11 protein-coding genes are annotated in these 11,553 nt (G+C 70.3%); all 11 read left to right on the top strand.

Annotation, left to right across the window (positions count from 1 at the left end; genetic code table 11):
• Positions 1-9 precede the first annotated feature (9 nt).
• Genes gspF through hrpB form a run of 11 tightly spaced genes read left to right on the top strand, consistent with a single transcriptional unit; the run spans position 10 to position 11,484 of the window.
• Positions 10-1,227, top strand: coding sequence for a type II secretion system inner membrane protein GspF (gene gspF, locus BMW54_RS14760; protein WP_090057438.1), 1,218 nt, complete (start codon positions 10-12; stop codon positions 1,225-1,227).
• Positions 1,228-1,253: 26 nt separating this feature from the next.
• A complete protein-coding gene (gspG, locus tag BMW54_RS14755) occupies positions 1,254-1,679 on the top strand; it encodes a type II secretion system major pseudopilin GspG (protein WP_090057435.1) in 426 nt (141 codons plus the stop codon).
• A 26-nt stretch (positions 1,680-1,705) separates the two neighbouring features.
• Positions 1,706-2,146 carry a GspH/FimT family pseudopilin gene (locus tag BMW54_RS14750; protein ID WP_090057433.1) on the top strand — a complete coding sequence of 147 codons (441 nt, stop codon included), beginning with the start codon at positions 1,706-1,708 and terminating at the stop codon, positions 2,144-2,146.
• Positions 2,143-2,565, top strand: coding sequence for a prepilin-type N-terminal cleavage/methylation domain-containing protein (locus tag BMW54_RS14745; RefSeq protein WP_090057430.1), 423 nt, complete (start codon positions 2,143-2,145; stop codon positions 2,563-2,565). Before BMW54_RS14750 ends, BMW54_RS14745 begins: the two co-directional genes overlap by 4 nt.
• Positions 2,562-3,227 (top strand): prepilin-type N-terminal cleavage/methylation domain-containing protein, encoded by a 666-nt coding sequence (locus tag BMW54_RS14740; RefSeq protein ID WP_090057428.1) that lies wholly within the window; start codon positions 2,562-2,564, stop codon positions 3,225-3,227. The genes BMW54_RS14745 and BMW54_RS14740 overlap by 4 nt, the downstream gene beginning before the upstream one ends.
• Positions 3,224-4,081, top strand: coding sequence for a type II secretion system minor pseudopilin (locus BMW54_RS14735; RefSeq protein WP_090057424.1), 858 nt, complete (start codon positions 3,224-3,226; stop codon positions 4,079-4,081). The genes BMW54_RS14740 and BMW54_RS14735 overlap by 4 nt, the downstream gene beginning before the upstream one ends.
• Positions 4,078-5,337, top strand: a complete 1,260-nt coding sequence (locus BMW54_RS14730) for a PilN domain-containing protein (RefSeq protein ID WP_090057421.1) — start codon at positions 4,078-4,080, stop codon at positions 5,335-5,337. Before BMW54_RS14735 ends, BMW54_RS14730 begins: the two co-directional genes overlap by 4 nt.
• The gene (gene gspM / locus BMW54_RS14725; protein ID WP_090057418.1) at positions 5,324-5,920 is read left to right on the top strand and encodes a type II secretion system protein GspM; all 597 of its coding nucleotides are present in this window, start codon (positions 5,324-5,326) and stop codon (positions 5,918-5,920) included. Before BMW54_RS14730 ends, gspM begins: the two co-directional genes overlap by 14 nt.
• Positions 5,917-6,687 (top strand): hypothetical protein, encoded by a 771-nt coding sequence (locus tag BMW54_RS14720; RefSeq protein WP_090057416.1) that lies wholly within the window; start codon positions 5,917-5,919, stop codon positions 6,685-6,687. Before gspM ends, BMW54_RS14720 begins: the two co-directional genes overlap by 4 nt.
• A 37-nt stretch (positions 6,688-6,724) precedes the next feature.
• Positions 6,725-8,935, top strand: a complete 2,211-nt coding sequence (gspD, locus tag BMW54_RS14715) for a type II secretion system secretin GspD (RefSeq protein ID WP_090057413.1) — start codon at positions 6,725-6,727, stop codon at positions 8,933-8,935.
• A 38-nt stretch (positions 8,936-8,973) separates the two neighbouring features.
• A complete protein-coding gene (gene hrpB, locus BMW54_RS14710; protein WP_090057411.1) occupies positions 8,974-11,484 on the top strand; it encodes an ATP-dependent helicase HrpB in 2,511 nt (836 codons plus the stop codon).
• The last annotated feature ends 69 nt before the right edge of the window (positions 11,485-11,553 follow it).

The following is an 11,553-nucleotide window of genomic DNA, read 5'->3' as shown; positions in this document are numbered from 1 at the left end:
CGCCCGCGAATGAGCCAGTTCCGCTACCGCGCCATCAGCGCCGCCGGCGAAGCCCTCACGGGTCGCATGGAGGCCGCGTCGATCGAGGACGTCGTCGCCCGTCTGCAGGACCAGGGACACACGCCGATCGAGGCCGTGCCCGCCGATGGCGACGCCTCGGGCGGCAGCTTCGCCGCGCTCTTCCGCAAGGGGCCGTTCACGGGCGACCAGCTCGCGCAGTTCACGCACCAGCTCGCGACGCTCCTCGGCGCGGGCCAGCCGCTCGACCGCGCGCTCGGGATCCTGCTCGACCTGCCCGAGGGCGAGCGCGCGAAGAACATGGTCGAGCGCATCCGCGACCGCGTGCGTGGCGGCACGACGCTGTCGACCGCGCTCGACGAGGAGAACGGGGTGTTCCCGCGTCTCTACGTCAGCCTCGTGCGCGCCGGCGAGGCCGGCGGTTCGCTCGATGAGACCCTGCGCCGGCTCGCCGACTACCTCGAACGCGCGCAGGCCCTGCGCGGCAGCATCATCAACGCGCTGATCTATCCCGCGTTCCTGATGGTCGGCGTGCTCGGGTCGCTGGTGCTCCTGCTGGCCTACGTCGTGCCGCAGTTCGTGCCGATCTTCGCTGACATGCAGGTGCCCATCCCGCTCATCACGAAGGTGGTGCTGGGTATCGGCACGACCATCGGCGACTGGTGGTGGGCGATCCTCGCTTTCGGCGTCGTCGCCGTGGTGCTGCTGCGCCTCCGCCTGCGCGATCCCGAGACGAAGCTCGCGTTCCACGGACGCCTCCTGACGATGCGCGTCGCCGGCCCCCTGTTGCTCAAGGTGGAGACCGCGCGCATCGCGCGCACGCTCGGCACGCTGCTGAAGAACGGCGTGCCGCTCCTCTCGTCGCTGGCCATCGCCCGGCAGGTGACGGGCAATCGCGCCCTCGACCTCGCGCTCGAGCAGGCCGCCGAACGCGTGAAGGGTGGCGCGGGCCTCGGTTCGTCGCTCGGCCAGACCGAACGCTTTCCGCGCCTCGCGCTGCAGATGATCCAGGTGGGCGAGGAAGCCGGCGCGCTGGACACGATGCTGCTGAAGGTCGCCGACACCTTCGACGTGGAGGCGAAGCGCGCGATCGACCGCCTGCTCGCCGCGCTCGTGCCCACCCTCACGATCGTCATGACCGTGCTCGTCGCCTTCATCATGGCGGCGATTCTCCTGCCCCTGCTCAGCCTCACCAGCAACATCAACTGACCGAATCGTTCCAAGGAGTCGTACCCATGCGTGCCAACCGAACCCTTCGCCACGGCCATGCCCGCGGCTTCACGCTGCTTGAAATGCTGGCCGTCATCGTGCTGATCGGCATCATCGGCGCCATCGTCGTCACCCAGGTCGGCAAGAACGTCGACAAGGGCAAGTACGGCGCCGGCAAGGCGCAGCTGACCACGCTCGGCCAGAAGATCGAAAACTACGCGCTTGACAACGGCACGCCGCCGCACGCGCTGGAAGACCTCACGACGAAGCCCGCCGACGCCAGCAACTGGCAGGGGCCGTACGCGAAGGAATCCGACCTCAAGGATCCCTGGGGCCACGCGTTCGGTTACCGCTATCCGGGCGAGCACGGCAGCTTCGACGTCGTGTTCTACGGCCAGGACGGCAAGGCCGGCGGCGAAGGCTATTCGGCCGACGTCGGCAACTGGCAGTAAGGGCCTCCGGAGCCGGATGATCCTGCATGCGCGCGCGCGGTTTCACGCTGTTCGAGATGCTCGCGGTGATCCTGTTGATCGGGATCGCCGCGGCCGCCGTCTCGATCCCCGTGACGCAGGGACTCGCCAGTGCCCGCGTCAACGCGGCCAGCGGTGAGCTCGCCGCCGCGCTGCGCTGGACCCGCGCGCAATCCATCGTTCGCGGCGAGAGCCTCGCGCTCGAGGTCGACACCGCCGCGGCGACGTACAAGCCGCCGGGCAAGGGCGACGTGCGACTGCCGAAGGACATGCGCGTCTCCATCACCAGCGCCCGCGAGGACCAGGCGAACGCCACCACCGGCCGCATCCGCTTCTTTCCCGACGGCAGCTCGACGGGCGGACGCGTCACGCTGAAGCGTGGCGACCGCGAATGGCACGTCAACGTCGGCTGGCTGACCGGCGCGGTCAGCGTGGTGGACACGCGATGAGTCGCGCACCAGCCCGCCAGCGCGGCTTCAGCCTGCTCGAGGTGATCGCGGCCATCGCCATCCTCGCGATCGCGTTCGCCGCGCTGATGCAGGTCGCCGGCAGCTCGCTCAGCCTCACCGCGAGGGCGAACGAGCGGACGCAGGCCGCGCTGCGCGCGCGCACGCTGCTCGACGGCGCGTTCGTCATGGACCCCGTGCGGGAAGGTTCCAGCGAGGGGCGGTTCGACGATACGTATCGCTGGCGCATGAACGTCGCGCGCTATCGACCGCCCGACGATGCCACGCGCGACGATGCGAGCGACGCCGGCGGCATGTTCCGGATCGATCTCGACGTCATCTGGGGTGACCCCTCCAGCGAACGCCATGCCCGCTTTTCCACGTTGCGCCTCGCGGGCCCCGGCGCGGGCAACGTGCCATGAGGCACGCACGCGGTTTCAGCCTGATGGAGGTGCTCGCGGCGCTCGCGCTGCTGACGATCGTGCTGCTGGGCGTGTACTCCGGCATCTCGACGGCGACGCGCATCGTCCGCGGCGGCAGCGCGGCGATCGAGCGCATGGACGAGATCCGTTCGGCGCAATCCTATCTGCGCACCGAGCTGGCGCAGGCCCTGGTCATTCCCTTCGGCGAGAACGACGACGGCGATCCCATCGTCTTCTCGGGCGACGACCACTCGCTTCGCTTCGTCGCGCCCATGCCAGGCTATCTCTCGCGCCTCGGGCCGCAACTGCAGACCGTTTCGCTGGTCGGCGACGGCAAGGATGGCTACCGCCTCGAGGTCGCCCTGGCGCTGCTGCCGCCCGACGGCGGCGACCCGCAACCGCTGGGCGAGCCGGAGGTGCTGCTTCGCGGCATTCGCAAAGGCGCCTTCGCGTTCCGCGGGCTCGACGAACAGGGCAAGCCGGGCGACTGGCAGGACGCGTGGACGGACAACCGGCGCACCCCATCGCTGGTGCGGATCGCGCTCGATGTCGGCGGCAACGTGGCTTTCCCGACGCTCGTGGCGCCCCTGCGCATCGATGCCTCGGCATCGCGCAATGGATTCACGTTGTCGCGGACGCGACGAACGACGGGCATACGATGATGTTCGGTCGACACACCCGGGGCGTCGCCCTGCTCATCGTCCTCTGGGGCTGCACGTTGCTGGCGATCATGCTCGGCGGATTCGCCGCGCTCGCGCGCACGGAAGGGCTGCAGGCCCGCTACCAGTTCGCGCAGACGCGCGCCCATTACGCGGCCGAGGCGGGCGTGATGCGCGCCATCGCGGCGCTGCAGGCACCGGATGCGTCGTCGCGCTGGATCGCGGACGGCCGCGTCTACGTGTTCGCCTTCGACGACGCGAAGGTCGACATCACCATCGTCGACGAGGACGGCAAGGTCGACCTCAATGCCGCGTCGGGCGACGTCCTGACCGGACTGTTCAAGGCGGCCGGCGTGCAGGACGACCGCGCGGGCCGGTTGTCGTCGGCCATCCAGGACTGGCGGCGCCCGGGCGACGCGGCGTCGCCCAACGGCGCGAAGAAACCGCAGTACGAGGCGGCGGGTCTCGCCTACGGGCCGAGGAACGGACCGTTCGCCAGCGTCGAGGAAGCGCGCATGGTGCTCGGCATGGACGCGGCGACATGGGCGACGGTCGCGCCCGCGCTGACCATCTGGTCCGGCCGCGAGCGACCCAACACCGAGCACGCGCAGCCCCTGGCCCTCGCCGCGATTCCCGGCCTCGGCGGCGCGGGCGCGGAAGCGGTGCTCGCCACGCGCGCGCAGGGCGGCGGCGGTGCGATGGCGGGCGGCAACGGTGTCACGCACACGATACGTGCTGAGGCGATCCTTGACGACGGAACCAGGAGTTCCCTTACATCGACGATCCGGCTCCGTGGGATAAGATCCGGAAATCAGCCCTACGCAGTGTTGCGTTGGCGCGAAGGAGATACTGAATGACCACATGGCAGGACGCATCGCAGCTGCAGCTCGATCGCCTGCGCCGTGCCTGGCGCGGTAGCGCGCTGCCGGGCTTCCTGCGCTGGTGGGGTGGCGAGTTGCAGGCGTTCGTGCCCGTGCGCTGGCGCGCCGTGTTCGCCGGTGGCGAACGCTGGTACGCGATCGAACGGCACGGCGACGCCTGGCGCGTGCGCCGGGCGGGCGAGGCGTACGCCGTCGCGGAAGCATCCGACGGCGGCGCGACGGAAGACCGCGCCGCGTCGCTCGCGCGCGCCTTCGCCGATGCCGATCCGTCCGATCGCCGCGTGGCGCTGGTGCTTCCGCCGGCCGCCGTCCTGCGTCGTCGCCTCGTGCTGCCACTGGCCGCGCGCGACAACCTGCGTCAGGTGGTCGGCTACGACCTCGACAGGCAGACGCCGTTCCGCGCGGAAGACATCCACTTCGGCGTGCGCGAACTCGGTGAGGGTGGTCCGGAAGGCCGCTTCGTCGCGGAACTCGCGGCGACACCCCGCGCCGGCCTCGATCCCCTGCTCGACGAACTGGCCGCGCTCGGCATCCAACCCGACCGCGTCGACGTCGCGGACGGCAACGCGCTCGCTGGCGTCAATCTGCTTCCACCCGCGCGCGTGCCGCGGCGCGTCGATCGGCGGCGCCGCCTCAACGGTGTGCTCGTGGCCGCGATCGTGCTGCTCGCGGTCGCCTGCATGGCCGCGTGGCTGCACAATCGCGGCGTCGCCCTGCAGGCGATGCGCGACGAGGTCGAGGCCATGCGCGGCGACGCGCAGCGGGTGAAGGAGCTGCGTCAGCGACTCACCGACAGCGCGGGTGCGTCCGGCTTCCTCGCGCGAAAGAAAACCGAGGCGCCGTCCATCCTGCCGGTGCTCGAAGACCTGACACGCCGCCTGCCCGACGACACCTGGCTGGAGCGTTTCACGCTCAATGCCACGGGCCAGATCGGCTTCCAGGGCCAGAGCCCGCAGGCCGCGCGCCTCATCGACGCGCTGAAGGGCGCGTCCACCATCGGCGACCCGAGTTTCCAGGGAACGATCCAGACCGATCCCACGTCCGGCAAGGAACGCTTCTACATGCAGGCGAAAGCGCAGATGCCGAAGCCCGAGGCCGCCGGTGCGAAGACCGCGCCCGCCGCGGCGTCCACGTCGTCGCGCGCGGCCGCCGAAAAACCGGTCGCCTCGCCGGCGGCGTCCGGCACGAGCAACGGGACGAAGGAGGGCGCTCGTGCGAATGAAACCCGCTGAGTCCCGCATCGCCGCCGTGCTGTTGCTCGTGCTCGCCCTGGCGATAGGTTACTTCGCGCTCGTGCACTGGTGGTTCGTCGCGCCGCAGCTGACGATCACCGACGAGATGGACGATCTGCGCGACACGCAGCGCCGTTTCGCCGCGGCCATCGCCGAACGGCCGCAGCTGGAGAAGCGCCTCGCCGCGCTGGAGCAGGGGCAGACGCACAGCGACGCCTTCCTGCCGGGTGACGACGCCAACGCGGCCGCGGCGGGCCTCATGCAGCGCATCGTCGACGTGGCGGCCGCCCACCGCGAGGACGGCGCATGCGACGTCGTGCAGAAGATGCCCGTGCCCAGCCAGGAGAAGGCGGGCGATCCGTATCGCAAGGTCACCGTCAACATCAGCCTGCGTTGCCAGATGCAGCCGATGACGGCCGTGCTGCACGACATCGAGGAAGAGACGCCTTACCTCTTCATCGAGGATTTCAGCATCTATCGCAATCCCGTCGCCGCGCGCGCCGGCGGTAACGCGCCCATGGAAGTGCAGTTCACCGTGTCTGGCTACATCCATGCCGCGCGCGACGCGAAGGTGTCCTCGTGAACGCCGCCGGTCAGCGTCGCCTCACCCCGGTTCTCGCCATCACGGCGGCGCTGCTCGCGGCGGTGTGCGCCTCGTTCGTGCTCGGTGTGGGCCGCGGCGTCCAGTGGGACGACCCAGGCACGCCCGAGCCCCTCCCTCCCGTCCGGCAGCTTTCCATGCCGCCGCCGACACCGCTGGCGCGTTTCGCCGAGGTCTGGCAGCGCCCGTTGTTCATGGCCGATCGCAAACCGGTCGCCGCGGCGGAGGGTGACGACACGTCGAGCAATATCGGCGATCTCGAACTCACCGGCATCATCATGACGCCCGGCCTGCGCATGGCGCTGCTCCGGGACCGCGGCAAGGACAGCACGGTCCGCGTCAAGGAGGGCACGGCGCTCGCCGACGGCCACTGGACGTTGTCGTCGCTCACGCCGCGAAGCGCCGTCTTCGACAACGGTGGCGAGCATCGCGAACTCACGCTCAAGGTCGCCGCGCCCGAAGCGCTCGCCAGGACGCCCGCCAAACCCGGCCAGCCCGCCATGCCGGGGCAGCCGACGGCACGCCCGTCGACGCCCGCGGGCAACGGCGTGCAGGTGCAGCAGCAGGCGGGGCAGGGCATGACGGGCCCGGCGCTGCCGCGTCCGCCCACGGATGCCGCCCGCACGCCGCCGCCGCGCCAGGACGAAGACGCCCTGCAGAGGGCACGTGTCGAGGCGCTGAAACAGGCTGTCCAGAAACGCCGCATGGAGCAGCAACAGCAGCGGCAGCAGGAAATGGATTCGAGGTAGAGGGCGCACGACGCGCCCCAGGGAAGGAGGCAACACCATGAAACGCAGCATGCTCGGCATGGCCGTCCTGACGGCCCTGCTGACGGTGGCTTGCGCCCCGCAGAAAGCGCGCAAGGACGACGGCAGGCTACAGCGCGAAGCGCTCGCCGGCGTCGAACGGCCGGTACCGGAGAGCCTTCCCCTCGCGCGGACGGCGGACCCGTCCGTCGACGACCCGCGGCCGGCGCAGGAGTCCGTCGCGCGCGAGATCAGTCGTGGCACCGGGCAGTTCATCCGACCGCAGGGCGTGGAACGGGCCGTACCCGTGGCCAGCGGAGCGGACGCGGTCACGCTCAACTTCGAAGACCAGCCCGTGGAAGCGGTGGTCAAGGCGATCCTCGGCGATCTGCTCGACGCGAACTATTCGGTGGCTCCTGGGGTGCAGGGCTCCATCTCGTTCGCGACGGCCAGGCCCGTGGCGAAATCCGAAGCGCTGCCGATCCTCGAGACGTTGCTCTCGTGGACGGGCAACGCGCTGGTGAAGGAACACGGCCGCTTCAGCGTCCTGCCGGCGAACCAGGCGGTCGCCGGCCGTCTTTCACCGACGTTGCGCGCGACGAAGCCGGCCGCGGGCCTGAGCGCGAGCCTCTTCCCGCTGCGCCATGTGTCCGCGCCCGCGATGGCGAAACTGCTCGGCCCCTTCGTCAAGTCCGACGCCCTGCTGCTCACCGATCCGTCCCGCAACGTGCTGGTGGTCGCCGGTACGCGCGACGAACTCGCACGCGTCGGCGAGACGATCGAGACCTTCGACGTCGACTGGGTCGCCGGCATGTCCGTGGGTGTCTTCAGTCTGCGCAACGCGACGGTCGGCGAATTGCTCCCCGCGCTCGAGGGGACGTTCGGCGAATCGAGCAACACGCCCATCGCGGGCCTGCTCAGGTTCATCCCCATCGAACGGACCAACGCCATCGTCGTCATCGCGACGCGCTCCTCGCACCTCGATCAGGTCGGCGACTGGATCGATCGCATCGACCGTGGCGGCGGCAACGAGCCACGGCTGTTCGTTTACGACGTACGCAACCTTCTGGCGACCGACGTCGCGCGCTACGTGGCGAACGTGTTCGGCGGCGCCGTGTCGGGCGACGGCGGCGCACGAGTCGCACCGGGGCTCACGCCCGCGACCGTGGCAAGCGCGGGCGGCCTGGACGGCGCGAACGCCGACGCGGCCGCTGCCGGCGCCCCCGCGGATGAACAATCCGACTTCTTCCAGGCACCGGCGGCGCCGGCGTCTTCGTCGCCGCCCGCCTCCGGCGCCTCCGACCTGCGCATCACGGCGATCGACGCCAACAACCAGCTCATGGTGCGTGCGCGACCGTCCCAGTGGGCCGAGGTGCGCCAGGCCATCGAACGCCTCGACGCGGTGCCGCTGCAGGTGCAGATCGAGACGCGGATCCTCGAGGTGAAGCTGCGCGACTCGTTCCGTTTCGGCGTGCAGTGGTACCTGGAAGGGCTCGCAGGAGGCAATGGCGGTGTCACTCAGCCCGGCAACAAGCAGCAGTGGGCGCTCGGCGGTGGAACGGCGGCGGCCAGCGGTACGAACACGTTGTATTACTCGTTCGTCAACAAGGATCTCCAGGTGACGCTGCGTGCGATGGAGCGCGACGGGAACACGAAGACGCTCTCCGCGCCGTCGCTGGTCGTCGTGAACAACCACAAGGCACGCATCCAGGTAGGCGACCAGATTCCCGTGACGCAGACCTTCGTCAACACGGGGCAGGGCGGCAACAGCACGGTCGGCCAGGTGGAATACAAGGACACCGGCGTCATCCTCGACGTCCGGCCGCGCGTGAATCCGGGCGGCCTGGTCTACCTCGACGTCGCGCAGGAGGTCAGCAACGCGGATGTCGAGGGCCTGATCGGCAACGCTCCCATATCGAAGCGCAAGCTGACGACGCAGGTCGCGGTGCAGAGCGGGCAGACGGTGTTGCTCGGCGGCCTCATCGGCGAGAAAGAGGCCAGACACCGCAGCGGCGTTCCCTTCCTCGGCCGTATCCCCGGCCTTGGCATCCTTTTCTCGGAGCGCTCGGAATCGCGCGATCGCACGGAGCTCGTGGTGCTCATCACGCCGCGGGTGATCACCAATGGCGACGATGCGAAGCGCGTCTCGGACGACTATCGGCGCGCGTTCCAGTCCCTGCGCCCGTTCGACGTGACGGCCGCGGACAGGAAGCCCTCGCCCGCAGGAGGCGACATCGAACGCGAGGGCTGAGAGCGGCGGCGTCCGCCCTTGCGTACCATAGCGGGGACATGCAGACCGTCTTTCCCATCACTCCGCTTCTCCCCGACATCGTCGACGCGCTGGCGGCCCACCCGCGACTCGTGCTCGAAGCACCGCCCGGTGCGGGCAAGACGACGCAGGTGCCGCTGGCGCTGCTCGACGCGCCCTGGCTCGCCGACGGTCGCATCCTCGTGCTCGAGCCGCGACGGATCGCCGCCCGTGCCGCCGCCGCGTTCATGGCGTGGCAGCGGGGCGAGGAGGTTGGCGAAACGGTGGGATATCGCATCCGCTTCGAGTCGCGTGTCGGGCCGCGCACGCGCATCGAGGTCGTGACGGAAGGCATCCTTGGGCGGATGATCCAGGACGATCCGTCGCTCGATGGCATCGGCGCCATCTTGTTCGACGAATTCCACGAGCGGCACCTCGCGGGCGACCTCGGCGCCGCGCTGGCGCTCGATGTGCAGGCGAGCCTGCGGCCCGACCTCCGTCTCGTCGTGATGTCGGCGACGCTGGATGGCGAACGCATCGAGCGGTGGTTCGGAGCCCGGCGCATCGGCAGTCCGGGGCGAAGTTTTCCCGTGCGCATCGACCATCCACCGGCACGGCCACAGGAAACCGTCGAGCAGCATCTCGTGCGTACGATCGGGCAGGCGTTGCGCGAAACGGACGGCGATGTGCTCGCCTTCCTTCCGGGACGTCGCGAGATCGAGCGAGCGCGCGGCATGCTGGAACGCCAGTCCGAAAGCGTCGAAGTCGTCGCGTTGCATGGCGAGCTCTCGCTCGCGGAACAACAACTCGCGCTTACGCCGGCCGATCCGGGCACGCGCCGCATCGTCCTCGCCACGAACGTCGCGGAGTCGAGCGTGACGCTCCCGGGCATCCGCGCGGTGGTCGACTCGGGGCTGGCGCGCGAGCCCCGCTTCGATCCGCGATCCGGCTTCGCGCGCCTCGAGACGGTGACGATCTCGCAGGCGTCGGCGGACCAGCGTGCCGGCCGCGCGGGCCGCGTCGCCGAGGGCGTCGCCTATCGCCTGTGGCCGCAGAGCCGGAGGCTGGAGCCCTCGCGAAGCGCGGAGATCGAGCACACGGAGTTATCCGGTCTCGCGCTGGAGCTCGCCGGGTGGGGCAGCGACGACCTGCCATGGCTGGACGCGCCGCCGGCGGGCGCGATGGGTCAGGCCCGCGATCTCCTTCGTCGACTCGGCGCGATCAACGACGCCTCGTCGATCACGCGCCTCGGGCGCGACATGCTCGCGCTCGGCGCGACGCCGCGTCTCGCGGCTGCCGCATTGCGCGCTCCGGTAGCACAGCGGGCACTCGTCGCCGACCTGCTGGCGCTCATCGAAGCGCGTTCGCCATTGCGAGGCGAGCAAGGGCGCACCGACGACTTTCGCCAGCGGCTCGCCGCGCTGCATCTCTGGCGCGACGGCGGCGCACGTGCGGCGCGCAACGGCGGCGCCGACGTCGGCGCGCTGGCGGCGATCGAAAAAGCATCGGCGGGCTGGCGTCGCCGCCTCGATGCGAGGACCGCGGCGAGCGGCGTGCCCACCGCTCATGCGGTGGGCGATCTGCTGGTTCACGCGTTTCCCGACCGCGTCGCGAAGCGCGACGATGCGAATCCGTCGAGGTACGCGCTGGCCAACGGTCGCGGCGCCCGTCTGCACGAGGCCAGCGCGCTTCACGGCGAGCCCTGGCTGGTCGTCCTCGACCTCCGCCTCGACGCACGCGACAGCCTGATCTTCGCCGGAGCGCCGTTCGACGCCGACGTGCTCGCACGCGACCATGCGGACCGTTTCGTCACCGAACGCGTATTGCGATGGGATGAGGACCGCCAGATCGCCGAGGCGTTCGAGGAACGCCGCTTCGACGCCTTGCTCGTCGAACGCCGTGCGGTTCCTCTCGATCCTGCCGATGCCCTGCCTCTGTTGTTGGCGGCCATCCGGACACGTGGCATCGAAGCCTTGCCCTGGAGCGACAACGCGCGCGTCCTCCGCGCGCGCATCGGCGCGCTCCGTCTGTGGCGACCGGAACTCGATCTGCCCGATGTCGGCGACGACGCGCTGCTGCGAACGCTCGAGGCGTGGCTCGCCCCGTACCTGCGGGGAAAGCGGCGGCTGGAAGCCATCGAGGCCTCGGAGCTCGGCGAGGCGCTCGCGTCGATGCTGGACTACGACCAGCGCCGGGCGCTCGACGCCCACGCGCCGGAGGCGCTGACGGTCCCCAGCGGCATGACGCGCCGGCTCGCCTATGGCACGCGCGACGACGATGCCGGCGCCCCGCCCATCCTCGCCGTGAAGCTGCAGGAGCTCTTCGGTCTCGCCGACACGCCGCGCGTCGGCGACGGAAGGGTGCCCGTGATGCTCCACCTCCTTTCGCCCGCCGGGCGTCCCATCCAGGTCACGCAGGACCTCGCGGGCTTCTGGAACCGCACGTACCCGGAAGTGAAGAAGGAACTGAAGGGCCGCTACCCGAAGCATCCGTGGCCGGACGATCCCTGGACGGCCACGGCGACGCATCGGGCGAAACCAAGAGGCACCTGATCGTCCGGGCGTCCGCCCGGAGCGCCTCGTCGTTCGGCACCCTCCCGACGGTCGGGCGGAGCCCGACGG

This window comes from Luteibacter sp. 329MFSha (assembly GCF_900111665.1).
In the GTDB taxonomy this organism is placed as follows: domain Bacteria; phylum Pseudomonadota; class Gammaproteobacteria; order Xanthomonadales; family Rhodanobacteraceae; genus Luteibacter.
This window is presented reverse-complemented; position numbering and strand designations above follow the sequence as displayed.

Coding starts and splice junctions, on each gene's coding strand:
- gspF (WP_090057438.1), top strand. CDS start 10: ATGAGCCAGTTCCGCTACCGCGCCATCAGCGCCGCCGGCGAAGCCCTC.
- gspG (WP_090057435.1), top strand. CDS start 1,254: ATGCGTGCCAACCGAACCCTTCGCCACGGCCATGCCCGCGGCTTCACG.
- BMW54_RS14750 (WP_090057433.1), top strand. CDS start 1,706: ATGCGCGCGCGCGGTTTCACGCTGTTCGAGATGCTCGCGGTGATCCTG.
- BMW54_RS14745 (WP_090057430.1), top strand. CDS start 2,143: ATGAGTCGCGCACCAGCCCGCCAGCGCGGCTTCAGCCTGCTCGAGGTG.
- BMW54_RS14740 (WP_090057428.1), top strand. CDS start 2,562: ATGAGGCACGCACGCGGTTTCAGCCTGATGGAGGTGCTCGCGGCGCTC.
- BMW54_RS14735 (WP_090057424.1), top strand. CDS start 3,224: ATGATGTTCGGTCGACACACCCGGGGCGTCGCCCTGCTCATCGTCCTC.
- BMW54_RS14730 (WP_090057421.1), top strand. CDS start 4,078: ATGACCACATGGCAGGACGCATCGCAGCTGCAGCTCGATCGCCTGCGC.
- gspM (WP_090057418.1), top strand. CDS start 5,324: ATGAAACCCGCTGAGTCCCGCATCGCCGCCGTGCTGTTGCTCGTGCTC.
- gspD (WP_090057413.1), top strand. CDS start 6,725: ATGAAACGCAGCATGCTCGGCATGGCCGTCCTGACGGCCCTGCTGACG.
- hrpB (WP_090057411.1), top strand. CDS start 8,974: ATGCAGACCGTCTTTCCCATCACTCCGCTTCTCCCCGACATCGTCGAC.